The sequence below is a fragment of the Saccharopolyspora spinosa NRRL 18395 genome (genome assembly GCF_000194155.1).
Taxonomy (GTDB): Bacteria; Actinomycetota; Actinomycetes; order Mycobacteriales; family Pseudonocardiaceae; genus Saccharopolyspora; species Saccharopolyspora spinosa.
The window spans coordinates 67601-94245 of the sequence record NZ_GL877884.1 but is presented as its reverse complement, the minus strand read 5'-3'; the positions used below and the strand labels follow the sequence as shown (position 1 = coordinate 94245).

Here is a 26645-nt window from a genome sequence, read left to right as displayed (position 1 = left end):
TCCGGACGAGCCCGGATCGATCGATGGGTGCGACGCGCGAATCCCGGATGGATGATGCGCCGAATCGACAGAGGACCGGCGCGCGACGCGCACTCAGCGGAGCGTAACGGTGACCGACTGGAGCAGGGATGCCGCGGCAACCGCCGCGGCGGTGTTTTCGGGTAGTCCCACGAAGATGAGTCTGCCCTGGTCGTTGCGGCCCTTCGGGGCTTGCACGGCGACCACTCGGACGTTCTCGGCGAGCACTGAAGCGTGATCCGATCGAGTGGATGTTGTGACGAGGTCGACTCGTCTGCCGGGCACCAGGAAGTCGGCCACTTCCGGGTCGGCGAGGCGGACCGGTGCGGACGCGGTCCCGGCGTCGCCGGAGGCCACCAGCGGACCGTCGAACCGGACGTCGGTCAGCGGCTCCCCGCTGCGCGCGGCGGTGCCGAGCACCCGCCCCTCGGCGGCCGCAACGTCCCGCAACGCGCCGTCCGGCACCAGGTCGGCGGGCAGCTCGCGGCGCGCCACGTCGGCCTTCGACAGGACCCGACCGGGCGGCAGATCGCGCGCGGCGACAAGCACCCCGACGCGCGAATCCAGCGGCCCGTGGCCTGGCTGCACTGCGAGCCCAGCGGCGAGCAGCAGTAGCGCTACGGCGGTCAGCCTGCGCAGGGTGTGCAGGCGAAAACCCCGTCGGGCGGGGAAAAGCGCGCCGATCCGGTGCAGCGCTGTCGAGTTGAGGCGGTCTTCCGAAGACATGGTCCACTCCCCAGTCGCGGTCGTTGACGACCTCCGAAGCTAGGGAGCTGCGCGCCGGGGCGGGAGGGGGGAGCGGAAATCTGTGGACAGACCGGTCCCTTGTGGACAACTCGGCTCACCCGGACGAATTTCCCACGGACGGGGAGGATCGCTCGGCGCGCACACGAAATCGCCGACCGCGTCGGCTGCGGTCGGCGAACTGGCGGCGGAGATCAGGAAGCGGCGGCCGTGGTGGTCGAGGAGTTGCTGCTCGAAGCGGACGAGCTCGACTCGGACGACGAACTGCTGCCGTTCGACGAGGAGGAGCTGCTGCTGGTCGAGCTGGACGACGAGTTCGACGACCGGTTGTCGGTGCGGTAGAAGCCCGAGCCCTTGAACACGATCCCCACGGCGTTGAACAGCTTGCGGAGTCGGCCGGTGCACTTCGGGCACTCGGTGAGGGAGTCCTCACTGAACGACTGCACCGTCTCGAACTGGTGATCACATTCGGTGCAGGCGTACTGGTATGTGGGCACGGCCGTGAACCTCCGACATCTCGTCTTGGCACTCGAACTGCGGGAGTGCTAAATACGATAATGCGTCACGTAGGGTGTCCGGTGCAAACACTCCTATGTCACATGGGTAGGGGAACCACCCCACGGCCGGGTGTCAATACCCCGGTCATCCGCACATCGTGCGGCTCCCCGGGTAGTTCGGCGACGAATTCGCCGTCCCGGACGACACCGATCCGCGGCGCGTTCGGCGCGGCCATCGGCAGCGACCGGTCGTAGTAACCGGCACCGCGCCCCAACCGAACGCCCCGGTGGTCCACGGCCAGCGCAGGCACCAGCAGCGCGTCGGCCTGCCCGATCGCTGCGGTCCCCAGCCGGTCACCGGCCGGTTCGAGCAGGCCGAACCCGGCGGGGCGCAGCGAGTCCGGGCCGGTGAACTCCGCCCATTCCAGTGGGCCACCGCGGACCACGACCGGCAGCAGCACCCGCAGCCCGGCGTCGAGCAGCGCGTCGAGCACACCCGGCGACCCCGGCTCGCCGCCCACCGGGACGTACGCCGCCACCGTCCGCACCGGTCGGCCGTCCAGCCACCGCAGCAACGCCTCCTGCAGCGCCCCTGCTTCGGCGGACCGCGTGTCCTCGGCGACGCCCCCGCGCTGTTCCAGCAACGCGCGGCGCCACTCGGACTTGGTCGTAAACGATTCGTCCAGTGAGCTCACAGGTCCACTCTAGGGATGCCCGATAGGCTCCCTGGCCATGAGCAGCCCGACGAGCACGCCCACAGCGTTCCGGACCGCCATCGTGCCCGCCGCAGGCCTGGGAACCCGATTCCTGCCGACCACGAAGGCGGTGCCGAAGGAGTTGCTCCCGGTCGTCGACACCCCCGGGATCGAACTGGTGGCCACCGAGGCCGCCGAAGCGGGCGCGCAGCGCCTGATCATCGTTACCTCGCCGGACAAGCGGGCGGTCACCGAGTACTTCCAGCCGCAACCCGAGCTGGAGCAGACGCTCAAGGACCGCGGCAAGGCCGCACTGCTCGAAAAGGTCCGCCGTGGGCCCGCCCTGATCGCTGCGGAGACCGCGTTGCAGGAGCGAGCCCTCGGACTGGGGCACGCCGTGGGCTGCGCCGAACCGAACCTGACCGACGCCGACGACGCGGTTGCCGTGCTGCTGCCCGACGACCTGGTGCTGCCGCACGGCGTGCTCACGCGGATGGCCGAGGTGCGCGCCCGCTATGGCGGCAGCGTGCTGTGCGCATTCGACGTGCCGCGCGAGCAGATCTCCGCTTACGGCGTCTTCGACGTCACCGACACCGATGACGACGATGTCAAGCGGGTCCGCGGCATGGTCGAGAAGCCAGCGCCGGACGAGGCCCCGTCCACCCTGGCCGCCGCCGGTCGCTACCTGCTGGATCGCGCCGTCTTCGACGCGCTCAAGCGCATCGAGCCCGGTGCCGGAGGTGAACTCCAGCTCACCGATGCCGTAGCGTTGTTGATCTCTGAAGGACACCCGGTGCACGTAGTGGTCCATCGAGGTGGGCGACACGACCTCGGAAATCCTGGCGGTTTCCTCAAAGCTGCGGTGGACTTCGCGCTGGAGGATCCCGAATACGGGCCGGAACTGCGAAACTGGCTCGTCGAACGGATCAGCAGGAGCTAACACCGCGCCGACCACGGCTCGGGCACGCGGGAAGAGGTCGACAGCCATGAGATCAGTGGACGAGCAGCTCGCGCGAGTACTGACAGCCGCCGTCCGGCCCGCGCCCGTGCGGGTGGCGATCTCCGAGGCTCAAGGCCTGCTGTGCGCCGAAGAGGTCGTCGCCGAGCAGGCGCTGCCCGGGTTCGACCAGGCCGCGGTGGACGGTTACGCGGTGCGCAGCGTCGACGTACAGACGGCCGTCGGCGAGTCGACGGTGCTGCCGGTCGTCGGGGAGATCCCGGTCGGATCGCGGCAGCCGCGCCGGTTGCAACCGGGGCAGGCGGTGCGGGTTGTCACCGGTGCGCCGCTGCCGACGCTGGCCGACGCGGTCGTGCCGCTGGCCTACACCGACGAGCACCCCGCCAAGGTCACGGTCCGGCAGCCGGTGCCATCGGCGGCGTTCGTCCGCCGCACCGGCGAGGACGTGCAGACCGGCGACGTCGCGGTGCGCCGCGGCGCACCCATCGGTGCGGCGCAGGTCGGGCTGCTCGCGGCGGTGGGCCGCAACAAGGTCCTGGTGCACCCCCGGCCGCGGGTGTCGGTGATCTCCGTGGGCGACGAACTCGTGGACGTCGACCGCACGCCCGGCCAGGGCCAGGTCTACGACGTCAACTCCTACGCGCTGGCCGCCGCCGCGCGGGACGCCGGGGCCGAGGTCACCCGCGTCGGCATCGTCAACAGCGACCCGCGCCGGCTGCGCGAGGTCGTCGAGGGGCGGCTGCTGCTGTCGGAGGTCGTGGTGATCGCTGGTGGTGCCGGCGGCGCGGCGGGCAACGAAGTCCGGGCGGCCCTCGCCGACCTCGGGGAGCTCGACGTGACCCGGGTGGCCATGCAGCCCGGATCGGTGCAGGGCTTCGGGCGGCTTGGTCCGGACGAGATCCCCACTTTCGTGCTGCCCAGCAACCCGGTGAGCGCGCTGGTCGCCTTCGAGGTGCTGGTGCGGCCGCTGGTCCGCGCCGCGCTCGGCAAGCTCAACCCGCACCGGCGCACCGTGTCGGCCGAACTGCTCACCCCGATCACCTCCATCAAGGGGCGTCGCGGCTTCCTCCGCGGCCAGTTGATGCGCGACCCGAAGAACGGCTCCTACCTGGTGCAGCCCCTGGGCAACTCGGGATCGCATCTGCTCGCGTCGTTGGCCGAGGCCAACTGCCTGGTGGTGGTCGACGAGGACACCACCGACGTCGCGGCCGGCGAGGACGTGCAGGTCCGGTTCCTCTCGCAGCGCGCGTGAGCCACCGATGCAGCCCGCCGACGCCGATGGGTTCCCGATCGGCCGCCACCCCGGCTGGCCAGCGCGCCTCGGCCCGCTGATCACGGAGCGCGGCCCCGTCGCGCTGCGCCCGCCGCGGCTGCGCGACGGCTCGGCCTGGAGCCGGACGAGGCTGCAAGACCGCACCTACCTGCAGAAGTGGGAGCCCACCGCGGTCGGCGGTTGGCAAGAGCGCAATGCGCTGATGGCCTGGCCCGCGCAGTGGAGCGCGTTGCGCGGGATGGCCCGACGCGGCCAGGCGCTGCCGTTCACCATCACCGTCGACGGCGAGTTCGCGGGGCAGCTGACCGTCGGCAACATCGTGCGCGGCGCGCTGCGCTCCGGGTGGATCGGCTACTGGGTGGCCGCGCGCCTGGCCGGCGGCGGGGTCGCCACGGCGGCCGTCGCGATGGCGGTGGACCACTGCTTCGGCCCGGTCGGGCTGCACCGGCTGGAGGCCACCGTGCGGCCCGAGAACCAGGCGAGCGTGCGGGTGTTGGAGAAATCCGCCTTCCGCCGCGAAGGGCTGTTCCGCCGCTACCTGGACGTGGCCGGCACCTGGCGGGACCACTACGTGTACGCCCTGACCGCCGAGGAGATCCCGGACGGCGCGGTGAGCAGGCTGATCAGGACCGGCGGTGCGAGCCGGCCATGACGCCGAGACCTTGATCACGCACCGTCACCGCTGACCGGGGCCGGGGCGGCCGAAAAGGCATCGAACGGCGGCAGATCTCTCGCCATTCGGCGGTATGGAAACCGACACGCCGATGTCGATGTTGCCGCCGACTGCTCTGAACGTGCGGTTTTCTTGTTCCCGGGGAACCGATGTGGCTCGGCGTGGCTCCGAGACAGAAGTGACTGATGTGGTTAGCGTGGCGATCGCAGACTTGTGTGCTGCCGGTGGCCAGGGGGAGGTGGCGGGGCATGCCCAGTTCATTGATATTCGCTGCGCTGGCAGCGGCGTGGCTGGTGGTGCTGGTTCCGATGTTCGCCCGCCGCCGCCAGGAAGTTTCCAAGACCACCGACTCCGCATTGGCCGCACGAGTCGTGCGGCGAGGCAGCGGACGGCGCCCGGCGACCCCCGGAGCCGCGACAACCCACGAGGTGGAGGAGGCGCTCGGGATGCCTGACACCGACCTTGACAACGCCATCGAGGAGAACGACGCCGACGGCTCGTGGCGACGGGTGCACAGCGACGACGTCCGGGCGGGCCGCCGCTACCGGCCCGGACGCGGCGGATTCGACCCGGAAGCCGCAGCGCTGGCCGCCCGCGCCAAGTACGCCCGACGGCAGCGCATCGTGCTCGTCATGCTGCTCGTGGCGGTGACCACGGCGCTGCTGGGTGCCCTGGTGTGGCCGGTCATGTGGTGGCTGCACGGCGCCACCGACCTCGTCGTCGTGGGTTACCTCACATACCTGCGCCGCCAGGTCCGCATCGAAGAGGACATCCGCAGCCGTCGTCTGGCCCGGATGTCCGGCGAGCACGACGAGATCGACGACTACGACGACTACGTCGACATCGACGATCAGCCCGTCTACGAGCACGATGAGGACCGCGACGACGAAACCGGGCGGCCCGACGACGGCAGGCCAGCCGCGCGCGCCGTCCGAGTGGAGATCGACGACGAGGACCCCATGTTCGATGAGCTGGACGAACGTACCTGGGAGCCCTACCGGCGAGCCTCCGGCGAATAGCCCGGAATCCCCAAGAGGGGGGTGCTGCGAAAGCTGATTTCGGGCCTTGCTAAGCTTTTGTCAGCACTCAACAAGGGGCTGTAGCGCAGTTGGTAGCGCGTCTCGTTCGCATCGAGAAGGTCAGGGGTTCGATTCCCCTCAGCTCCACCACAGATGGACTACTGAGACATGTGCCTGATTGAAGGGCATTGGAGTAGGACCGCGACGCCGGAAGGCGAAAAACGGGCCACCCGCTTTTGCGGGTGGCCTTTTTGTCGCCTCGGGTCCGGAATGGAGTGTGCGGTGTGAGGTGTTGATCGCTGCGCGTGCAGTCCCGGTGTCGTAAAGCTCGAAGGCGAGTTGGACGAAGGGTGCCCGCACCATCATCGACGACGATGGTGCGAATCACCCGGCCTTCGGAGTGGTCGATGTGGTTGAGGTACCCGATCTTGGCGCGGCCGAGAGTCCCGCCAGCGCAGGCTTCTCGGATACCCGATTCACGAGAACGACGACGAACAGTTTCGGCGTTCTCCAGGCGTCCTGGCCTGTTTTCTGACCAAACGCCCGCCCGCTACCTCTCAGCCTCGGCTTTCCCTTCCCACGCGAGGTCAGGATGTGGGCATGACGTAGCCAAGCTTCCGCACGGCCACGCGGAACTTCAACTCCGTGTCGAGCGGAACGGCGAGATGGCGTTCACCGACGAGCCGGCAGAGGGAGCGTGTTGCCCGGTCGCGGGCGATGAGCGTCGCCAACGCCGAGTCGGCGCATTCGATCATGCGGACGTGCCCGAGGTCGGTCAACTGTGCGGTACGACGGCTGATGTCGTCGACGAGGGCATCCAGCGTGCCGGGTACCTCATTTTCGGCACGGTCGGCCAGGAAGGCGGTGAACTCGGCTAGTTCGCGTCCGGTGTCGAGGGCGGCCAGCAGGCTCGTGGACGAGATCGTCCACACCCGGTCCGCGGTCCGTTCGGCATACGCCGACAGCAAAAGCTCGTCACCCGGCACCAGCGAGCCGGTGACCACCACGTCAAGGTTCGGTAGGATTTTCAGCCCGCGCTCCTGACCGGTGGCGGCCGGCGGCTGGTAGGTATCCGCGAGGCCAAGGGCGAAGCAGCCCAAAGCGTTGAGCCGGATCGCCTGTAGCCCGTCGTAGCGGCTCAGGGCGTCCAACTCGTCCGCGCCCCAGTTGTCCCGGAAGTCGTCCCGCTCGCCGTCGGGATGCACGTACTCGAGATCGATCAGGCCCAGCGTGCCCGCGTACTCGAACAGCACGGCCAGCGTGTAGCGGCCTTCCAGGATCTCCCATCGGTGGAAACCGTCGTAGCCGAGGCTGCCGTACTGCGGATCGACGAGGTACAGCTTCCACAACGCCATGTCATTGCGGGCGACGCTGGGATTCAGGCGTGCCCGCCGCATCGTGGTGAAGAGGCCGTCCACACCGATCCACTCGTCCACCGGGCAGCCGGCCAGCGCTCTGGCGACGACCTGCCGGCGAGGCTTGGCAGCACTGATCACGTTCTTGATCCGCTGGCCCTTGATCTCCTCGATCCGGCTGAACTCGTCGATCACCGCGTGTGTCAACCACCGCTGCCACAATGCCCGGATGACCTCAGCCGCTGGAGCGGCCAACGCGGCACGGCCTTTCGGGGTCAACCGCAGCCGCCCACCATCGATCCTGGCCAACCCGCCCGCCTGCAGCAACAAGGGCCACGCGAACGCCGCGATCGGCTCGTCCGGATAGAAATCGCCGCTCACCAGGCGCGAGCTCACCGTCCGGATGGTCGCCGCCGACGGCCGGCCGGTCTTCTCACTGCACCGCACCTCGCCGGCCGCGCACAATTCCAGCACCGCCCGCAGGTTCAGCTGAGCATCCTGCTCGGTCGGCCGAACGTGATGTTCAAGGACGTCGTTCACCGTGCGGAGGCTACTCGCGGTGCAGTTCGTTGAGGGCCCGCCGGTATGCCTCGGTATCAAACTGTTCGTGTTTGGCCAGGACGGGGTACATGTGCTTGGTGAGGACCGCGGCGAGTCTGTGCAGGATGTCGTGCCGGTTCATGCCCTGGTCGCGGAGCCGCCGGGCGGCCTGCCACACCTCGGGTGGGTCGTCGTCCCACAACTGGTTGGCGATCACCTCGTGCATCGTCAGGTGCAGCCGGGGGGAGTGCCCGTCGAGTTCGCCCTCGAAGAGCGGATCGGCCAACGACTCGTGGTATTCGGGATGCTCACCCTTGATGAGCAGCGCTCGCTCATCCGGGTCGGCGGGGTTGAGCCAGTCGAACCGCTCGCCGTCGATGACGGTGCTCTGGTACGCCACGGTGAACATCCGCCGGTCCAGGATGCTCTCGACCTCGGCCTTGTCCGCCGACGGCGGAACGTCGTCCAGATATGCCGCCGGGTCGACATCGCCTTCTGCCGGCGGGCCTGGCGGCGAGGCGTACCCAGGAGACCGGGAGGACTGCCTACTTCGACCGGACTTCATCGGCTTGCGCTTGCGACCCCTGCTCACCGGACTCACGAAATCCAGGTTCTCATGACGCGCTGGCGCCGACTCGTCGGGCTGGCTCCGCCGCCGTGTGCTCGATGTCGGCACGAGCCATTTCCGTCCAACAGGAATTGCCCGCGGCGCTGCGGGGACTGCTCAGCCAGTTGGCCGTGCCCCGGTGGTCGATCCGGCGGCGTCGGCACTGGTGAACCGGGCTGTCGCGGTGCTGCCCCGCCCAGGTTTCGACCCGTTGTTGTCGTTGCCGCTGCTGGCCTTACAGCCGTTCGCATACTCGCCGCCGTCGTCGTCGTCGACCGCGCCGTCTGCTACTGATCCCGTGCGGCGTAGGCCACCTGCCCGGAGGTCGCCGAGGCGTTCCCCGCCGAGCAGGCCGCCATCTGCAAGGCCACCCCCGTCCTGCAAAATGCCTGCAACTCAGCGACACCACCAACTGATAAACAGGACGCAGACTGACAATCCCAATCAGCGTGACCCCGAACTGGAGCCGGGCTGGCTGGTACGGCACGTACCACCACTCGACCATGACGCTGTCCGTCCCCTGGCCACCGGCACGAGGCGCGACCTGCTGGTGTGGCTCGGGGCGCAAGTACCAGCAATGCTGCCGACCACACAGCCTGGGCTCCCTCGACTGAAGGTCCAGTGGTCGATGAATTCCCAGAATGAGACGAAACTCCGGCGCGGGATCGCCGCAGCCGGCAATGCCGCCGTCGCCAGGAACGGCTACGTCACCGCGATCGACGCGTTGCTCGCCACCGGCTGGCTTCGGCCTGAGAGAGTTGAGGACTGGCGGCGTTGCCGCGTGCCATACCTGGAGCGGGTAGTGGTCGCCAGCCTGCCCAAGATCAGTACAGCGATGCGGATCTTCCGAAGCTGGGCCGAGAGCGAAGGAATGCGCCCCAGCGAGACGGTATACGTCAGTTGGACCAAGGATCGCCGCCGGCTGCGGTTTTCCAAATCGGGAGACCCGGACATCGAGCGCGCCTACCGCACTCACTGGTTACTACCCAGGGCGAACGGGCACAGCGGCGAAGGCTGAGTCGGCCGCACATCGGCAACGTCCAGCGAGGATATGAGGGGACAAATGACGAAAACGGCACGGGAACGACTTGCACAACTGTTCGACGATGTCGAGCCGACCGGGTCGTTCAGCGCTCAACTGCTGGCACCGGCGCGCATGCTCGAGCTTGAGGTCTCCGGTGTCGGGCCGGTACGCCTGCCGGTCCGCGCACCCCTAGCGAAGAAACTGATCGCGGTGGCGCGGCCGGCGATGTTCGGCAGGGGTGAGGAGACGCTGACCGACACCGGGGTCCGCGACACGTGGGAGCTGGCCCCGGATCAGATCACCCTCGGCGGGCCCGACTGGACGATGGTGCTGGACGGCGCGCTGGAGCACTTCCGTGACGAGCTCGGGCTCCCGCGGACGGCACGGCTGCGGGCCGAGCCGCACGCGATGCTGGTCTACGGCAAGGGACAGTTCTTCCTCCCTCACCAGGACTCGGAGAAGCACGACGAGATGGTGGGCACCCTTGTGGTGTCACTGCCGTCGGCGCACACCGGCGGGGAACTGGTCATCGACCACGCCGGGGAAAGCAGGGCCTATCGCGCGTCGAAGGAGGAGCTGACCCTCGTCGCGTTCTACTCGAACTGCCGTCATGAGGTCACGCCGGTCAGGTCCGGGTACCGGGTGACGCTCACGTTCAACCTGCTTGCCAGTGCCGAGACCTCGGTCCCGGAGGCCGGCCCGGTCACCGAGCTGGCGCACTGCCTGACCGAGCATTTCACCACGCCGGCCACCCCGCGGTACGGCGGACGCGACCTTGACCCACCGAACCGGCTGGTCTTCCTGCTGGACCACGAATACACCCAGCGGGGCCTGACCTGGCGCCGGCTCAAGGGCGCCGACGCGGAACGTGCCGCGCTGGTGCGCGCAGCCGCGGAGCGGGTTGGATGCGAGGCAGTGCTGGCGCTCGCCGAGGTGAAGGAGACCTGGGACGTCCAGCCGTCCGACGGCTACGGGTGGGACGACTACAACGGCGAGGACGAGGACCCCGACGACGATCAGCTCACCGACCTGATCGACAACGAGATCACCCTCGGCTGGTGGACCGGCCCGGACGGCGCCGGCGGCGAGCCGATCTCGCTGTACGTCTCCGACTATGAGGTCTGCGCCACCACCCCGAGCGCGGCTATGGAGCCCTACCGGTCTGAGTACGAGGGCTACATGGGTAACTACGGCAACACGCTGGACCGGTGGTACCGGCGGGCCGCGGTCGTCGTGTGGCCCCGGGACCGGGCTTTCGCGGCGCGTGCCGAGGCCGGATCGCAGTGGGCGCTACACGAGCTCCGCGATCGCATCGAGGCCGGCGACTTGGCGGGGGCGCGGGCCGCGGCGGAGTCGCTCGCGCCTTTCTGGAACAGGACCGCGTCGCGGGCGGGACTGCTCTGCAACGCGCTGGACGTGGCAGCGGGTCTGGGTGTTGCCAGGACGGCGGCGATGCTGCTGGAGCCGTTCCGCGTGGAGACGCTCGCACGGGAGCATGCGGGCGGGCTGGCGGCCGCGGCCGGGCGGTACGGCCAGGAGTGGACGCTGGACGTCGTCAACGGGTGGTTCGAACGGGGGCACCACAACGGAACCGACCGGCACGGGTGGGTCGAGAGGCTTCCGGGTCTGTGCGAGGCGCTACGTGTTGCCGGAAGACCGGAAGTGGTGCGGCTGCTGGCCGCCCGAACGTGGCGCTGGCTGGACGACGAGTTGCGGACCTGGACCACGACCGCGCGCATCGATGCCCGCCGGCCGAGGCTGGAGATGCTCAGTTCACCGCTGACACAGCTGATCGAGGCGGCCGACGACACGTTGCACGCGGAGATCACCACGGCGCTGCGCGGATACGAGGACACGGTGCTGGAATGTCTGATGCCGGCGTTGCGTTCGGCGGCCTCGCGGCAGGCGGCGGAGTTCGACACAATCGCGCGGGACTGCGCACAGCGGCTCGGCGCGATCGTCGCGCGGCCGCGGCGGGAAGACGACGACTGGTCAATCGCATGGACCGGGTGCGGGTGTGACCTGTGCGACACGTTGGGAACGTTTCTCGGGGCCCGGTCGCGGCGGATCTTCGAGTGGCCGCTAGCGAAGAACAGACGTCTGCACGTGCACACCCAGATCGACTCGGCCGGGCTGCCGGTGCGGCACCAGACCCGACGACAGGGCCGGCCATACACGCTCGTGCTGACGAAAACCGACGAGCTGCTCACGCGCGCCAAGACCGCGCGGCACACCGCCGAGACCGATCTGACGTGGTTGACCTCGACGTTGGCTGACGTATCAGCGCGAACATGAAGCACGTCCTGCGGTACGTACCGTTGCCCGGGCTTGGCCTGTACCCAGGTTGCCCCTGCGTGAAGTGCGCGGTCGGCGAGATTGAGCAGCCGCTGGTGGCGGCCGCCGTGGGCGGCACGCGTGAGGAGGCGGCGCAGCGACGCGGACCAGCGTGCATAGCTGTTCTGCACGTCAAGTTCTGCGGCGAGGAGCGTCGAGAGCATGCTGTCGCGCTCTTCACGCTGTGCAGGCGTCATGGGTCGCGCGCGAAGTCCTGCGCGAGGATCTGGTCGATGTGTTCGCGGCGTACCAGCCCTTCACACCGATCACCGAAACCCGGCGCGGGCTGCTGGGCGCGCCGGCCACCAGCGACGTGATCGCCGCCCTCGCCTGGTGCGCCAGGATCGCTCTCGACGGGTACCTGTGGGCGTCCTCCACGTTCAGGAAACGACCGTGACCGCGACCAACTCACGCCAGCTCGCCTGCGGCCCCTCCTGCGTCGCCTCGGTGAACCGCGTGTTGCCGAGGCGACGTTGCGTAGCGTGCGCGGTCCGGGCAACATCCGGAGTTGCAGCCGGGACATGGCCGTATCAGCGCCGCGAAGCTGGCCGATTGTTCTGCTCTTCTGCTGGCGAACCGGCGTCCCCGCCACCGCCCGTCGGAGCCATCCGCGACCCCCGCCGCTGGCGCATTCATCGCGCACCTGCGCCATTCGGCCGTGATCGACGTGGCGGGAGGCGATCGGCTCCCGGTAGAAGCGCTCCTAGCGGAGCGGTAGGTTCCGCAGGGATTTCTGCTCGGCCCGACCTGCCGACAAGTGGTTCGGAAACTCTTGCCGCAGTTGAGGTTCGGGCTTCGTCGGTGCCGTGGCCGGGTTAGGATCTCCGGGTTTGGGGTGATCGGTTTGGAGCGGGTTCGCGTCGAGGCGCCGGTTCGGTTCGGCGTCGCCGAGCTGATTCCCGACCGGTACCGGGAGTGCGGGTGGACCGTTGCCGTCGACGGGGTCGCCCAGTCCTACGTGGATCTCCGAGAGCCCGGGCACCTGAAGATGCCCTTCGCCGACTGGATCGGGCAGGCGATCGACCGGCATTGGCCGTCCGGGGACGCCGTGTCGGCCCTGTTCGTCGGCGGTGCCGGCTGCACGTTGCCGCGCTACCTCGCCGCGACCCGGCCCGGCTCGGAGCAGGTCGTCTTCGAGCTCGATGGGGCTCTCGTCGAGCTCGTTCGCGAACACCTCGAACTCGACCAGGTGCCCGGCCTGGAGGTTCGCGTGCAGGACGGCGGAAACGGCGTCGAAGACGCCCGGGACGCGAGCGCCGACCTCGTCGTGCTGGACGTGTTCCGGGCGGGCGACGTCGTCACCGAACTGGCCACCGTCGAGTTCCTCGCCGAGATCTCCCGGGTGTTGCGGGACGGCGGGCTGTACGCCGCGAACATGTGGGACGCCGCCGACCTCGGCTTCGCGCTGCGCGTCGTCGCTTCGGTCTGCGAGGTGTTCCCGCATGTCCTCGTGCTTGCCGAACCCGGTGTCCTGCTGCGGCGACGCGCGGGCAATGTCGTCGTCGTGGCGTCCACCCGCCGGCTGCCGATGGCCGGGCTCGTCGAGTGGGGCGCCGCCGCGAAGAACCGGGTTTCCTGCCTGGCGCCGCGGCAGCTGGCCGCCGTGTCCGGGACGGCCGCGCCACTCACCGAGGCGGAACCGCTGACCGTCCCGGTGCCTCCGGTGCGCCGGTGGGGCGACGGCTCCCGATTCGCCTGACGTATCCACGCGCTGTGGTTCTCGTGGGCACCCTCTGCCCACAGCAAAAGAAGATCTTTCGTCGCTGCGCAGTTCTAGCGGAAGGATATTGTGTAGATGCGGATTTCTGATGTAATTTTTCTTGACAAGTGATGCGGGGCACCGCACCACACGGCGCCGGGAGGCCGAACATGACCGCTCAGCACGAGACCGTTAGCGCAGTGGTACCGACCGACGTTCCAAGCCCGCGCGAGGCGGCCACCGGCGCCGTCGCGGCGCTGAAAGCCCACGTCACCGGTGATCTGCTGGACATCGTCGTGGACCTGGACGCCGGCGACGGGTGCCGGCTCCGCGACGCCCGGGACGGCACCGAGTACCTGGACATGACGATGTTCTTCAGCTCGGCGCCGCTAGGGCACGGCCACCCCGGCCTTCGCACCGCCGAGTTCGAGGCGGCGCTGGTGCGCGCCGGGCGGGTCAAGCCGTCCAACCCGGACTTCGCGACCACCGAGCAGGCCCGCTTCGCCGAGACCTTCCGGCGCGTGGTCGGCGTGTCCGAGCTGCCGCTGCTGTTCTTCATCGACGGCGGCACCCTCGCGGTGGAGAACGCGTTGAAGGTCGCGTTCGACTGGAAGACCAAGGTCAACGCGCGCAACGGGATCGCCGTGCGCGGCAGCCGCGTGCTGCACCTGGAGCGGGCCTTCCACGGCCGCAGCGGCTACACGCTCTCGCTGACCAACACCGATCCAGCGAAGATCCGCGACTACCCGGCGTTCGACTGGCCGCGCATCCCCAGCCCCGCGATCGAACCGGGCGAGCGGTGGGAAAGCGCCGAGCTGCTGCCGGAGGAGACCGTCGCGCTCGACGCAGCCCGCGCGGCGATGCGCCGGTACGGCGCGGAGATCGCCTGCTTCGTGTACGAGCCGATCCAGGGCGAGGGCGGCGACCGGCACCTGCGTCCGCAGTTCCTGCAGGCCGTGCAGGAGCTTTGCGGGGACAATGACGTGCTCACCGTCGCCGACGAGGTCCAGACCGGCGCGTTGACCGGGCGGGCATGGGCGCACCAGGCGCTCGGGCTGGAGCCGGACCTGGTGGCGTTCGGCAAGCGGCTGCAGGTGTGCGGGGTGATGGGCGGTCGCCGCGTGCTGGAGGTCGCCGACAACGCCTTCCGCGAGGTCAGCCGGATCAGCTCCACCTGGGGCGGTTCGCTGGTCGACATGGTGCGCGCGACCAGGATCCTGGAGGTCGTCGAGCGCGAGGGCCTGTTCGAGCACAGCCGGCAGATGGGCGAACTGCTGCTGGGTGAGCTCCGCGACCTGGCGGCGGAGTTCCCGTCGGTGGTCCACGCCCCGCGCGGCCGCGGCCTGATGTGCGCGATCACCTTCCACGACCTGGCCAAGCGCGACCGGGCGCTGGCCGTCGCCCGCGACAGCTACCGCACGCTGTTCCTGCCCTCGGGACCGGACTCGCTGCGCTGCCGCCCGCCGCTTTCGGCCCGACCCGAGGAGATCGTCGACGCGGTGGCAGCGCTCCGCAAGACCCTGGCCGACCTGGCCTGAAGGTGCAGGGGTTCGCAAGCGGTCGCTGCCGCCCGGGGCGACCGCTCGCGGCTGTCAGGTGGCATGGCGATGACCTGGCGCTCGCGCCGATGTCGCGCGAAATCGGCAGCACCCGGGACCGGACGGCGTTAGCTCCATCCTTTTTCCCAGGCCCGGCGGGCCTCCTCGTGGCCGTTGGCGACGCCGAGCTTGGTCATAGCCGCGGACAGGTAGTTGCGGACCGTGCCGGGGGCCAAGTGGACCGCCGCCGCGATGGTCCCGCCTTGCAAGGTGTGGCCGAGCAGTTCGACCGCACCGCTGCGCAAAGCGGGCCTGGAAACCGCCCTCAACGCCAGGAGGGGAGCCAGAGTTCTGCTTGCCAGTGCTCCTGGGTGATCGGCTCCCCGTTGAGGATCGGCCACAGCCACACGAAGTTCGCCACCACGAGCCCCACGTACAGCGCCACCGCGAGCAGCCCCGTCCGGCGCCGCTCGAAGTGGTCCCGCGCCGTGCCGAGGACCTCTCCCAGCACCAGCACGATCCCCAGCACCAGGAACGGCGCCAGCGGCGTCGCGTAGAAGTAGTACATCTGCCGGTCCAGGTTGGTGAACCACGGCAGGTAGCCCGCGCCATAGCCGACCAGGACCGCCGCGTAGCGCCAGTCCATCCTGCTGGTCGCCCGCCACACGGCCCAGCCCGCGACGGGCAGCGCCAGCCACCACATCGCCGGGGTGCCGATCAGCATCGTCGCCTCGACGCAGCTCGCCCGGCCGCAGCCAGTCACCCCGGACTCGTAGTAGTAGAGCATCGGGCGCATGCCCATCGGCCACGCCCACAGCTTCGACTCCCACGGATGCGGGTTCTTCGGCGTGACCAGGTGGGTGTGGAAGTCCAGCACGTTGAGCTGGTAGTACAGCAGCGAGCGCAGCGGATCGGGCAGGAACCCGAGACCGACGTCCTCGGAGACCAGCGTCGCGTGCCGATCCGTCGCCGTCTCGCTGGCGAACCAGCCCGCCCACGTCGCGAAGTAGACCAGCAGCGGGATCGCCACCAGCGACCACAACGCCGGCGCGGTGTCGCGCACCAGCGCGGCCCGCCACGGGTACCGGACCCCCGCCGCGCGTCGCGCCAGCGCATCCCAGATCACGCTGAGCAGGCCGAACGCCATGATGTAGTAGATGCCGTTCCATTTCACGCCGCAGGCCAGCCCGAGCATCAGCCCGGCGCCGAACCGCCACCAGCGGAACCCCAACCGTGGGCCCCACTTGCTCGCATCCAGCCGGCCGTCGACGCAGACCTGCCACATCCGGCTGCGCACCTCGTCGCGGTCGACCAGCAGACAGCCGAACGCGGCGAGCAGGAACATCGCCTGGAAGATGTCTAGCATCCCGACCCGGGACTGCACGTGGCTGAGCCCGTCGCAGATCAGCAGCACCCCGGCGATCGCGCCCAGCAGCGTGGACCTGGTCATCCGGCGGGCGATCCGGACGATGAGCAGCACCATCAGCGTGCCGGACAGCGCGGCCATGATCCGCCAGCCCCACGGGTTGTAGCCCAACAGCCACTCGCCGACCGCGATCAGCTGCTTGCCCACTGGCGGATGTGCGACCAGTTCGTACCCGGGGTTGTCCTCGTAGCCGCCGTTGCGCAGCATCTGCCACGCCTGCGGCACGTAGTGCTTCTCGTCGAAGACCGGGGTGCCCTCGTTGGTGGCGCGCCCGAGATCCCAAAGCCGCACGAGACCTGCGACGACCGTGATCGTGATCGTGACCAACCAGCCGCGCAGCCGGTCGGTGGGCATCGTCACGTCGAGCAGCGGACGCGGATCGCTCTCGCCCGGTTGCCGGGCCGGCGGCCTGCGACCGACGTTGACGAGTTCGTCGGCGCTGCGGCCACCAGGATTGGGGACGAGGACGGTCACAGCCTCCGATCGTAGGAGACCAGCCGCGAAGCGGGTGGCCCGCCGTCCCGGGTGGCCCGAACCTCGACGGCTTGCGGAAATACGCTGTGCGGTTATGGACACTGGCACGCTCCTGCTCGCCGCCACTCCGCTCGGCGACGCCCGCGACGCCTCGGCGCGCCTCGTCGACGCGCTCGGCTCGGCAGACGTAATCGCCGCCGAAGACACCAGGCGGGTGCGCTCGCTCGCCAGCGCGCTGGGCGTCGCCCCTGGCGGCAAGGTGGTCAGCTACTACGAGGCGGTCGAATCGTCGCGGACGCCGATGCTGCTGGACGCGCTGCGCGAGGGCCGCACCGTCCTGCTGGTCACCGACGCCGGGATGCCCAGCGTGTCCGACCCCGGATACCGGCTCGTGTCGGCCTGCGTCGCCGAACAACTCCCGGTGACCTGCCTGCCCGGGCCGTCCGCGGTGACCACCGCGCTCGCGGTGTCCGGGCTGCCCTCGGACCGGTTCTGCTTCGAAGGCTTCCCGCCCCGCAAGCAGGGGGAGCGGCGCCGCTGGTTTGGCCGCCTGGTCGCCGAGGAACGCACCTGCGTGCTCTTCGAAGCACCGCACCGGCTCGCCGACACCCTGGCCGACGCCGTCTCGGTGCTCGGGGGCGAACGGCGGGCGGCGGTGTGCCGCGAGCTGACCAAGACCTACGAGGAGATCCGCCGCGGCAGTCTCGCGGAGCTCGCCGCCTGGGCCGCCGAAGGCGTGCGCGGCGAGATCACCGTGGTGCTCGGCGGAGCCGAGCCGGCGGCAGCCGCAGATCCGGCGGAACTGGTGGCGCTGGTGGAGGAGCGCGCCGCCGAAGGCGTGCGGTTGAAGGACGCGGTAGCGGAGGTCGCGGAGCTCGCGGGCGTGCGGAAGAAGGAGTTGTACGACGCAGTGCTCGCCGCCCGGAGGTAGAGGTCCGCGCGGGTTTCGGGGCAAGATCGCGAGATGCGTAGCGCAGTGCTGGGCCTGCATTGGCAGGTCAACGTGATCGAGCCCGAGGGCTTCTTCGGCGGGATGCTCGCGGAGCCGGTGGCTAGCAGTGGCGTGGTCGGGCGGGCCGCGCGATTCCACCAGGCGGCCCGCGAAGCTGGGGCCGAGCTGGTGTTGACCCGGTTCACGGTGCCCCCTGGAGAAGGCGGGTTAGTGCGCAACACGGCGTTCATGCGTGCCGTCGGCGATGCGCAGGCCGCGTTCCGACCGGACGCGCCGGGATCCGCGCTAATCGCGGAAATGTCCGATTCGGACGGGCGGGTGGTGGACAATGCCGTGCCGGGCGGGTCCGGGACCCGAATCTCCTGGGCCGCCGTAGCAGCCCAGAAGGCTCACGGCCGGAGTGACCAGCGGGGATCTAGTCGAGCAGCGACAGCACCGGGGCGGCCTTGGTGAGCACTTCCTGCCACTCCCGGTCCGGGTCGGAATCCGCGGTGATCCCGCCGCCGACACCCAGGTGCAGCACGCCGTCGGCGTACTCCAAGGTGCGGATGGCCACGTTGAGCTCCATGCCCGCGACGGGCGAGACCATGCCGACCGCGCCGCAGTACGCGTCGCGCGGCTGCGACTCCAGCTCCGCGATCAGCTCCAGCGCCCGCACCTTCGGCGCACCGGTCACCGAGGCGGGCGGGAACGCCGCCGACAACAGCGCCGAGTTCGGCAGGTCGGCGGGAACCTCCGCCCGCACGTCCGACACCAGGTGCCACACGCCGGGGTGCGGCTGCACCTCCAGCAGCCGGGGCACCGTCACCCGCCCGACCTCGGCGACCCGCCCGAGATCGTTACGCGCCATGTCCACGATCATCACGTTCTCCGCGATGTCCTTGGTGGACGACCGCAGCAGTTCGGCGTTGCCATCCTCGTGCGGACCCCGGCGCGGCAACGTGCCCTTGATCGGGCTGGAGCGCACCACCCGACCGTGCCGGGCCAGGAACAACTCCGGCGACAACGACGCGATCGCGCCCCACGATCCGGCGACGTAAGCGGCCCGCGCGGGCTGCAACCGCGCACTGCCGGCGGCGAAAACGTCCAGCGGATCGCCCCGGAACGGCACCTCGAACCGGCTGCAGATGTTGGCCTGGAAGATCTCGCCTGCGGCGATCTCCTCCACACAGCCGCGCACGGCTTTGCCGTGCTGGTCGGCGTCCGGTCTGCCGACCGGCCCCACCTCCCAGGTCGCCGTCGGCGGATCGCCTGCGGCGACCACCTCGGCGAGTTCCGCGACCAGGCCCGGTTCTGCGGCGCGGAGCGCCTCGAACCACCACTGCCCGTCGGAGTCGAGGCGGAGCACGTGATCGGCCCAGCCCCACGCGGCCAGCGGCAGGCGTCGGGGTCGGGTGTGCTGCCCGGGGTCGGTGAGGCCGTAGCCGAGGTAGCCGATCCACCCGCCGCCGACCGCCCCCGGCTCCGCCTGGCCAGGGTTGCTCGGCGTACCCGAGCTGCTCGCGTCGCCGGAAGGGGCTGGCAGGTCCAGGGCGGTGAAGGCCAGCTCTGGCTGGGTCGCGGCGATCTGCACGGATGGGGCGAGGACGGCGGAGCCGCCGAACCAGTCGCCGGTCAGCGCCGCTGGCGGCGGTAGCCCGCGGCGACGCGCGCGAGCCGCGAGGCGGCGCAGCACCTTGGCCGCGCTCGCGTCGCCATCAATCGGGCGGGTGAAGACCGGCACGCCGACAGTATGACCACGCCCAACGCCTGTTCCGGACCGGCCTCCGCGTTGCCGGGGACGGGCCCCATCACGCGAGCCCCCGCCCTGGCCAGCTGTTCGTCCTGATCAGAGCCGTCCGCCCAAAACTGGCTGCCGTGCTGTCCGTGACGAGCGCCACCGCTGGCGAGCCCAGCTGCGATGCCAATGCAAACCCCATCGCCATGCCCGCCCGGTTTCTCTGGTCAGAGCCAGGTCAGAGTGCTTGAGTGCGATGCGGTGCCGGTGCCTCCCAAATACGCTCACGCCCCCACCTGCGGAAACGCCAACCCTGTGCGAGCTTGTGCGCCACTGTTCCCGCCAGGCGCCGTTCCGTACGGTGGCGGCATGGTGCGCGTGCTCTCAGCGACCAGGCTCACGAGGATCACCGGCGAGGACTCCTGCAACCGGACGGCAAGCCGGTTCGGCATCCACGCGACCGATCTCGGGATCATGTGGGACGACGGGCGGGGCGGCGTGCTGGCGGCGTTCGGCGACACCTACGGCGATGGTTGGGGCGGGCACGGCGCAGGCCCCGGGCACGCCGACTGGCGGTACAACGTGATCGCCCGGTCCACCAACACCGATCTCGACACCGGCCTGAAGTTCGACTCGGTCCTGGAGCGCGAGGACGGCATGGCTGGGCAGGTGCTGCCCGGCGACCGGACCGGGGTGCCCGAGCACACCGTGATCCCCACCTCCGGTATCGCGGTGGGTGGCCGGAACTACCTGCACTACATGTCGGTCCGGCACTGGGGGACGCCGGGCGTGTGGCACACCAACTACGGCGCGCTCGCGTACTCCGACGACGGCGGCACCACCTGGACGAAGTCGGAGACGGCGGTGTGGCCGAACCGGCGGCAGTCCTGGCTGAGCCGGTTCCGGCGGCGCGACCAGGGCGGGCACCCGTTCCAGATGATCGGTTTCGCGGGCGTCCTGGACCGACGCGTGTACCTGCTCGGCACCCCGAGTGGCCGGTTCGGTGCGGGGCACCTCGCCCGCGTCGGCGCCGATGACCTGCTCGAACCGGCGGCCTACCAGTACTGGACCGGGGCGGGCTGGGGCGCCGACCCGTTCGCCGCCGAACCGGGGCTGCCGGGCCCGGTCGCCGAGCTCTCGGTGCAGTACAACCGGCACTTCGGCCTGTGGTTCGCCGTGCACCTCGACGAGCACCGGGCGGCGATCGTGCTGCGCACCGCGCCGGAACTCACCGGGCCGTGGACCGACGGTGAGGTCGTCGTCTCCGGTGCCGACTACCCGGCGCTCTACGGGGGCTTCCAGCATCCGTGGGCCGCGGACCGGCCGGCGATCTACTTCACCCTGACCCAGTGGGGCCCGTACAACGTCGACTTCTTCCGCGCCGATCTGGCGTGATCCGTCCGGCCGCCGACGGTCCGTGAGCGTTTTCGGCTGCCGCAGCGCCCAAAAGCACTCACCGGATCACCACACCGTCGGGATGATGTCGGGCGTGACGACGCCGCCTCCGCAATCCGAAACCAGCCCCCGATGCCGTGGCGTGCACAACCCGGGGGATCCCGCAGCCGAGATGGTCTCTCGGGCTTCGCTACCGGTACCGCGCGCGGACATCTCCACTAACCAGAACCCGTTCGAGATCAGGTCCTCCAGAACCGTAGGCTAAGCACTATGAGTGCCTCTGTGTTGACCGCTGTGGCCTGGCCCTATGCGAACGGCCCGCGGCACATCGGCCACGTTTCCGGTTTCGGTGTGCCCTCGGACGTCTTCTCGCGCTACCAGCGAATGGCGGGCAACCGGGTGCTCATGGTGTCCGGTACCGACGAGCACGGCACCCCGATCTCGGTCCAGGCCGAGAAGGAGGGCCTGACCACCCGCCAGCTCGCCGACAAGTACAACCGGGTGATCGCCGAGGATCTGCAGGGCCTCGGCCTGGCCTACGACCTGTTCACCCGCACCACCACCGGCAACCACTACCAGGTCGTCCAGCAGATCTTCCTGGCGCTGCACCGCAACGGCTACATCGCGCCGAAGACCACCACCGGCGCGATCAGCCCGTCCACCGGCCGCACGCTGCCCGACCGCTACATCGAGGGCACCTGCCCGATCTGCGGTTACGACGGCGCGCGCGGCGACCAGTGCGACAACTGCGGCAACCAGCTCGACCCTGCCGACCTGATCAACCCGGTGTCCCGGATCAACGGCGAGAAGCCCCAGTTCGTCGAGACCGAGCACCTGTTCCTGGACCTGCCGGCGTTCACCGAGTCGCTGGGCAAGTGGCTGTCCACCCGCACCGGCTGGCGGCCCAACGTCCTGAAGTTCGCCCAGAACCTGGTCGAGGACATGCGGCCGCGGGCGATCAGCCGGGACCTCGACTGGGGCGTGCCGATCCCGCTGGACGGCTGGCGCGACCAGCCGATGAAACGGTTCTACGTCTGGTTCGACGCGGTGATCGGCTACTTCTCGGCCAGCGTCGAGTGGGCCCGCCGCATCGGGCAGCCGGACGCCTGGCAGCAGTGGTGGACCGACCCGGCCGCCAAGGGCTACTACTTCATGGGCAAGGACAACATCACCTTCCACGCCCAGATCTGGCCCACCCTGCTGATGGGCCACAACGGCCAGGGCGACCGCGGTGGCGAGGTCGGCCCGTACGGCGAGCTGAACCTGCCGGACGAGATTGTCTCCAGCGAGTTCCTCACCATGAGCGGGTCGAAGTTCTCCACTTCCCGCGGCACCGTGATCTACGTGCGGGACTTCCTCCGCGACTTCGGCCCGGACACCCTGCGGTACTTCATCTCGGTCGCCGGGCCGGAGAACCAGGACACCGACTTCACGTGGGACGAGTTCGTCCGGCGCACCAACTTCGAGCTGGCCAACGAGTGGGGCAACCTGGTCAACCGGTCCATCTCGATGGCCGCGAAGAACAACGGCGCGGTGCCCGCGCCGACCGTGCCGCAGGCCGCCGACGAGGAGCTGAAGGCGTTGTCCCGCAACGCTTTCGACACCGTCGGCGGGCACCTGCAGCGGTCCCGGTTCAAGGCTGCCGCGCAGGAGGCCATGCGGGTCGTGTCGGCGGCGAACAAGTACCTGTCCGACCAGGAGCCGTGGAAGCTCAAGGAGGACCCGGACCGCCGGGACGCCGTGCTGAACACGGCGCTGCAGGTGGTTTCCGACGCGAACACGCTGCTCACCCCCTTCCTGCCGCACTCGGCGCAGAAGGTGCACGAGCTGCTCGGCGGTACCGGGGTCTGGTCGGCGCAGCCGGAGATCCGCGAGGTCACCGACCTGGACGACGCGAGCATCGAGTACCCGGTACTGATGGGCGACTACGCCGCCGAGCAGGCGTCGTGGCGGTCCACCGAGATCGAGGTCGGGCGGCCGCTGCAGAAGCCGACGCCGCTGTTCGCCAAGCTGGACCCGAAGCTCGGCGAGACCGGCCCCGAGTGGGCCCCGATCGAAAGCTGACCCACCGAGGTGGGTTGCAATTTCAATGGAAATCGGAGCCCTGATTTCCATTGAAATCGGAGCCCTGATTTCAATGGAAATTGCGCATGCACGTGGGAGGTGCGATGAGCAAGCGCGACAGGAAGCGGGAGTTGCCGCCGGTGCCGGAGGCGCTGCCCGCCTCGGCGGTCGACGCGCACACCCACCTCGACGCGTGCGGGGCGAAGACGCCTGACGAGGTGCACGCGATCGTCGAGCGCGCGCAGGCCGCCGGGGTCGGCCGGGTGGTGACCGTCGCCGACGACATCGCCTCCGCGCAGTGGGCCGTCGAGGCGTCCACTTGGGACGACCGGGTGTTCGCCGCGGTGGCGCTGCACCCCACCCGGACCAAGGACTTCGACGACGCCGACCGCGAGGTCCTGGAGCAGCTCGTCGAGCACCCGCGGGTCGTAGCGGTCGGTGAGACCGGGCTCGACTACTACTGGGACTACTCGCCGCCGGAGCCGCAGCAGGAGGCCTTCCGCTGGCACATCGACCTGGCCAAGCGCGTCGGCAAGCCGCTGATGATCCACGACCGCGAGGCGCACCAGGACATCTTGCGGATCCTGGCCGAGGAGGGCGCCCCGGAAACGGTGGTCTTCCACTGCTTCTCCGGGGACGCGGAGTTCGCCCAGGACTGCGTGGACGCCGGTTACGTGCTGTCCTTCGCCGGCACGGCGACCTTCCGCAACGCCAAGGCGCTCCGGGAGGCCGCGCAGCTGGTGCCGCTGGAGCAGTTCGTGGTGGAGACCGACGCACCGTTCCTGACCCCGCACCCGTTCCGCGGGCACCCGAACGAGCCGTACTGCGTCAATTACACCCTCCGGGAGCTCGCCGAACTCCGTGGCATGACGCTCGAAGAACTGGTCGTAGCGACAACGGCAACTGCCGAGCGAGTCTTCCGACTCGATCAGGCGTAATCCCACCCTGCCGCTTCTCACCCGCTGTCTTTTGATATCGGGTGTTGAGCCGCGCCCGCTTGCGGTCCGTGACGCCGTCCCTACCGTCCACTTTGGAAGCCGGGATGGGGACAACCCCGAAACTTCGCCTGCTGGACGGAGGTCCTCCTGCCCGGACGCACGGCAGTCAGGATTGCGATGAAGTTCGGTTTGTTCACGAAGGCGACGGTAGTGGCGAGCATTGTGGTCTGCGGTGGCGCGCCGGTGGTGATGGCGTCTCCGAGCGCACCACCAGCCGCGCGAGCGGGCGTTTGGGACCGGCTGGCGAGGTGCGAGTCAGGCGGGAACTGGGCGGCCAACACCGGCAACGGCTACTACGGCGGCCTGCAGTTCAACCGCCGCACGTGGGCAGCCCACGGCGGCGAGAAGTACAACCGGTACCCGCACCGGGCCTCGCGGGAGCAGCAGATCGTCGTCGCGGAAGCGCTGCGCAGCGCCCGCGGCGGATTCGGCGCCTGGCCCGCATGCGCGCGAAAGTTGGGCTTGCGGAGATGAGGTGATCAACTCGACACGTGGGCCCGGATCCCACGTGCGAGGGGAGGGCGGGACCGGCCCGAGCGCGTTGAGTGCTCGGGCCGGACTCATGTTCCGGCCCGAGCCGATCATGGAAACCGCTGGTGCCGGGGACGTGTGAGATGTCACCAAGGCGGGCGGTCACCTAGCTGGCGGACCGTCGGCGGTACCCCCGAATGGGTAAAAACGGGGGCGATCTCGCTTACTGATAGTGCTTGGTTGCGCGGCAAATTATCGTAACGCAGATCACACGTGCCGTCGGGGTTCTTGGCTCCCGCCTTTGATCACGCTAGAGTCTCGGCCTCGTAACCGATGACAACCAGTCATGGGGAACGCCCGTTAGTCTCGCCGGTGTACGTCGGGGAAGCGGGCCACGAGCAAAGGTGCTCGCGGCCGGCTAGGACGGCGCTTGGCTACGGGAGTCGGATACAGACGCGAAGCACGAAGGTTGTGTGCCCGCAAGGACCGAGGGAGTGTTGAGCGACGACATGAGTCTCGCCCGACGCCGCCTCCGTTCCGAAACGCGCGAGCGCGACTTCCGCCTTCGGGAGGTAACGACCCTGTGAACGGACGCGGCGAGCCCAGCCATCCCGGCCATGCCCATCGGTCGGACGACGGCTACTGGGCCGAATCCTTCGAACCTACGACGGACTGGTTCACGCCGGTTCAGGCCGACCAGCACACCGCCGTCGGACTCCTGGACCGCCCGGAGCCGCAGCGCTACCCGGCCGAGGACCACCCCAGCTTCCCGCCGGGCGCGCTCGAGATCACGTCGGCGGACATCTACGAGGTCCTCGGGCCGGACGCCGAGGACATGCTGGCGACTGCCGAGGTCGACGTCGCCGAGGTCATCCGGCTGATCAACGCCGAGACCATCATCCTGCCGCCGCTGGTCATTCCGGAGGCGCTGCCGGAGGCCGAGGAGAGCGACGCCCCGCCGCAGGAAGTCGTCGAGGCGATCACCACCTGGAAGCGGCGCTTCCTCAAGGGCGCGGTGGCTGGCGTGCTGCTCAGCCTCACCGGTACCGGCGGCGCGGCCGCCGCGATGGACAAGTCGGTGACCGTCGAGGTCGACGGTCACGAGCACACCGTCAGCACCTACGAGGGCACCGTCGGTGAAGTCCTGGAGGACGAGGGCATCACCGTCGGCCAGCACGACGCGCTCAGCCCCTCCCCGCAGGCCAAGGTCAGCCACGGCGACACCATCACCCTCGACCGCGGACGGCTGCTGAAGCTGACCGTCGATGGCGAGCAGCGCGAGGAGTGGGTCCGCTCGGTCACGGTGGACCAGGCGCTTCGTCAACTCGGCGTTCAGGCCGACGGCGCGTGGGTCTCCGCCGACCGCACCATGACCGTGCCAGAGCAGGGCATGGACCTGGTCGTCAAGACCAGCAAGAACATCACGATCATCGACGGGGCGAGCGAGCCGCGGCAGCTGACCACCACCGCAATCGACATCGACGAGCTGGTCCGGGAGCAGAAGCTCGAACTCGGCCCCGAGGACGCGATCACGCCCGGCGGCGACCAGCGGCTCGCCAGTGGCGCCGAGGTGCGCATCGACCGCACGGGCAGCACGGTGATCAACATGACCGTGCCGGTCCAGCCCCCGGTGCAGGAGGTCGTGGACAACACGATGTTCAAGGGCGAGGAGCGGGTCGAGTTCCCCGGCGTGCCCGGCGAGAAGATCGTGTTCACCCGGGTCACCACCCGCAACGGCGAGGAGACCGGCCGGGAAACCGTCGGCGAGAAGATCACCAAGGAAGCCCAGCCCAAGGTCGTGCGAGTAGGCGGCAAGCAGCCCCCGACCTCCGGGGTCTGGGACAAGCTGGCGCAGTGCGAGGCCACCGGGAACTGGGCGGCCAACACCGGCAACGGCTACTACGGCGGCCTGCAGTTCAACAAGTCGACCTGGGATGCCTACGGCGGCGACCAGTACGCGCCGTACCCGCACCAGGCCAGCCGCGAGCAGCAGATCGCGGTGGCGGAAAAGGTCCGCGCGTCCCGGGGCGGCGGTTACGGCGCCTGGCCGGGTTGCTCCTCGAAGCTCAGCCTGTGAGGTGACCTTCCGGGATTACCAAGCCCATTTCGTCAGGTGAGGGGCACCCGTGGACACCACGGGTGCCCCTCGCTCGTCACCTGGTCGGGGTGGTGAG

Annotated in this window: 23 protein-coding genes, 1 tRNA gene and 2 pseudogenes; 18 read left to right on the top strand and 8 right to left on the bottom strand. The window is 69.5% G+C overall.

The features are described 5' to 3' along the window. Window positions 1-93: 93 nt before the first annotated feature. From SSPN_RS0140850 to SSPN_RS0140840, 3 genes are all read right to left on the bottom strand, one after another. The gene (locus SSPN_RS0140850) at window positions 94-744 is read right to left on the bottom strand and encodes an SAF domain-containing protein (RefSeq protein WP_010316377.1); all 651 of its coding nucleotides are present in this window, start codon (window positions 742-744) and stop codon (window positions 94-96) included. Between the two features lie 212 nt (window positions 745-956). Further along, window positions 957-1259 (bottom strand): FmdB family zinc ribbon protein, encoded by a 303-nt coding sequence (locus SSPN_RS53340; protein WP_010316376.1) that lies wholly within the window; start codon window positions 1257-1259, stop codon window positions 957-959. A gap of 98 nt (window positions 1260-1357) precedes the next feature. After that, window positions 1358-1954 carry a 5-formyltetrahydrofolate cyclo-ligase gene (locus SSPN_RS0140840; RefSeq protein ID WP_010316375.1) on the bottom strand — a complete coding sequence of 199 codons (597 nt, stop codon included), beginning with the start codon at window positions 1952-1954 and terminating at the stop codon, window positions 1358-1360. A 37-nt stretch (window positions 1955-1991) separates the two neighbouring features. Here SSPN_RS0140840 and SSPN_RS0140835 point away from each other — a divergent pair, with 37 nt between their 5' ends. From SSPN_RS0140835 to SSPN_RS0140815, 5 genes are all read left to right on the top strand, one after another. Further along, window positions 1992-2894 carry a UTP--glucose-1-phosphate uridylyltransferase gene (locus SSPN_RS0140835; RefSeq protein WP_010316374.1) on the top strand — a complete coding sequence of 301 codons (903 nt, stop codon included), beginning with the start codon at window positions 1992-1994 and terminating at the stop codon, window positions 2892-2894. A gap of 46 nt (window positions 2895-2940) precedes the next feature. Beyond that, on the top strand, window positions 2941-4164 hold the full coding sequence (gene glp, locus SSPN_RS0140830) for a molybdotransferase-like divisome protein Glp (protein ID WP_029536241.1): 1224 nt from the start codon (window positions 2941-2943) through the stop codon (window positions 4162-4164). 7 nt (window positions 4165-4171) lie between these two features. Continuing rightward, window positions 4172-4837 carry a GNAT family N-acetyltransferase gene (locus SSPN_RS0140825; RefSeq protein ID WP_010316372.1) on the top strand — a complete coding sequence of 222 codons (666 nt, stop codon included), beginning with the start codon at window positions 4172-4174 and terminating at the stop codon, window positions 4835-4837. Between the two features lie 269 nt (window positions 4838-5106). After that, window positions 5107-5877: a divisome protein SepX/GlpR gene (gene sepX / locus SSPN_RS0140820; protein WP_029536240.1), complete on the top strand. Its 771-nt coding sequence runs from the start codon at window positions 5107-5109 to the stop codon at window positions 5875-5877. A gap of 74 nt (window positions 5878-5951) precedes the next feature. Further along, window positions 5952-6027, top strand: a tRNA-Ala gene (locus tag SSPN_RS0140815). Window positions 6028-6464: 437 nt separating this feature from the next. On the opposite strand, the gene SSPN_RS0140810 is transcribed toward SSPN_RS0140815, so the two are convergent. Then, window positions 6465-7772: a helicase-associated domain-containing protein gene (locus tag SSPN_RS0140810; RefSeq protein WP_010316369.1), complete on the bottom strand. Its 1308-nt coding sequence runs from the start codon at window positions 7770-7772 to the stop codon at window positions 6465-6467. A gap of 10 nt (window positions 7773-7782) precedes the next feature. Then, window positions 7783-8364: a DUF1841 family protein gene (locus SSPN_RS0140805; RefSeq protein ID WP_029536239.1), complete on the bottom strand. Its 582-nt coding sequence runs from the start codon at window positions 8362-8364 to the stop codon at window positions 7783-7785. A 518-nt stretch (window positions 8365-8882) separates the two neighbouring features. Between SSPN_RS0140805 and SSPN_RS63205 the strand changes: the two genes are divergently transcribed. From SSPN_RS63205 to lat, 6 genes and pseudogenes are all read left to right on the top strand, one after another. Next, window positions 8883-8993, top strand: a complete 111-nt coding sequence (locus SSPN_RS63205; protein ID WP_083822385.1) for an SEC-C metal-binding domain-containing protein — start codon at window positions 8883-8885, stop codon at window positions 8991-8993. A gap of 14 nt (window positions 8994-9007) precedes the next feature. After that, window positions 9008-9397, top strand: a complete 390-nt coding sequence (locus SSPN_RS0140800; protein WP_010316367.1) for a hypothetical protein — start codon at window positions 9008-9010, stop codon at window positions 9395-9397. 45 nt (window positions 9398-9442) lie between these two features. Next, window positions 9443-11698 (top strand): 2OG-Fe(II) oxygenase, encoded by a 2256-nt coding sequence (locus SSPN_RS0140795; protein WP_010316366.1) that lies wholly within the window; start codon window positions 9443-9445, stop codon window positions 11696-11698. A gap of 277 nt (window positions 11699-11975) precedes the next feature. Beyond that, window positions 11976-12134: pseudogene (locus tag SSPN_RS0140790) on the top strand (ABC transporter permease); the annotation flags it as partial. A 438-nt stretch (window positions 12135-12572) separates the two neighbouring features. Continuing rightward, window positions 12573-13436, top strand: coding sequence for a spermidine synthase (locus SSPN_RS0140785; RefSeq protein WP_010316364.1), 864 nt, complete (start codon window positions 12573-12575; stop codon window positions 13434-13436). Window positions 13437-13606: 170 nt separating this feature from the next. Next, complete coding sequence (lat, locus tag SSPN_RS0140780) at window positions 13607-14974, top strand: L-lysine 6-transaminase (RefSeq protein WP_010316355.1); 1368 nt, start codon at window positions 13607-13609, stop codon at window positions 14972-14974. 128 nt (window positions 14975-15102) lie between these two features. On the opposite strand, the gene SSPN_RS56115 is transcribed toward lat, so the two are convergent. Then, on the bottom strand, window positions 15103-15279 hold the full coding sequence (locus tag SSPN_RS56115) for a LuxR C-terminal-related transcriptional regulator (protein ID WP_010316353.1): 177 nt from the start codon (window positions 15277-15279) through the stop codon (window positions 15103-15105). Window positions 15280-15299: 20 nt separating this feature from the next. Next, complete coding sequence (locus tag SSPN_RS0140770; protein WP_010316352.1) at window positions 15300-16874, bottom strand: dolichyl-phosphate-mannose--protein mannosyltransferase; 1575 nt, start codon at window positions 16872-16874, stop codon at window positions 15300-15302. Window positions 16875-16968: 94 nt separating this feature from the next. Here SSPN_RS0140770 and rsmI point away from each other — a divergent pair, with 94 nt between their 5' ends. Both rsmI and SSPN_RS48265 read left to right on the top strand, forming a co-directional pair. Next, window positions 16969-17805: a 16S rRNA (cytidine(1402)-2'-O)-methyltransferase gene (rsmI, locus tag SSPN_RS0140765; RefSeq protein ID WP_010316351.1), complete on the top strand. Its 837-nt coding sequence runs from the start codon at window positions 16969-16971 to the stop codon at window positions 17803-17805. 33 nt (window positions 17806-17838) lie between these two features. Continuing rightward, window positions 17839-18279 carry an isochorismatase family protein gene (locus SSPN_RS48265; RefSeq protein ID WP_143539469.1) on the top strand — a complete coding sequence of 147 codons (441 nt, stop codon included), beginning with the start codon at window positions 17839-17841 and terminating at the stop codon, window positions 18277-18279. On the opposite strand, the gene SSPN_RS0140755 is transcribed toward SSPN_RS48265, so the two are convergent. After that, entirely contained in the window at window positions 18242-19549 is a 1308-nt protein-coding gene (locus tag SSPN_RS0140755) for an aminodeoxychorismate synthase component I (RefSeq protein ID WP_010316349.1), read from the bottom strand. The two genes, SSPN_RS48265 and SSPN_RS0140755, sit on opposite strands and share 38 nt — an antisense overlap. Window positions 19550-19912: 363 nt before the next feature. On the opposite strand from SSPN_RS0140755, the gene SSPN_RS0140750 reads away from it, so the two are divergent. The 5 genes and pseudogenes from SSPN_RS0140750 to SSPN_RS0140725 all read left to right on the top strand — a co-directional run bounded on the left by SSPN_RS0140750 (window position 19913) and on the right by SSPN_RS0140725 (window position 26548). Then, window positions 19913-20938: a DUF4185 domain-containing protein gene (locus SSPN_RS0140750; RefSeq protein ID WP_010316348.1), complete on the top strand. Its 1026-nt coding sequence runs from the start codon at window positions 19913-19915 to the stop codon at window positions 20936-20938. Between the two features lie 270 nt (window positions 20939-21208). Further along, window positions 21209-23002, top strand: a complete 1794-nt coding sequence (metG, locus tag SSPN_RS0140745) for a methionine--tRNA ligase (protein WP_010316346.1) — start codon at window positions 21209-21211, stop codon at window positions 23000-23002. A gap of 104 nt (window positions 23003-23106) precedes the next feature. Continuing rightward, entirely contained in the window at window positions 23107-23940 is an 834-nt protein-coding gene (locus tag SSPN_RS0140740; protein ID WP_029536238.1) for a TatD family hydrolase, read from the top strand. 282 nt (window positions 23941-24222) lie between these two features. Further along, window positions 24223-24474 (top strand): annotated as a pseudogene (locus SSPN_RS0140735) (transglycosylase family protein); the annotation flags it as partial. A 580-nt stretch (window positions 24475-25054) separates the two neighbouring features. Next, a complete protein-coding gene (locus SSPN_RS0140725; protein WP_010316341.1) occupies window positions 25055-26548 on the top strand; it encodes a resuscitation-promoting factor in 1494 nt (497 codons plus the stop codon). Window positions 26549-26645 lie beyond the last annotated feature (97 nt).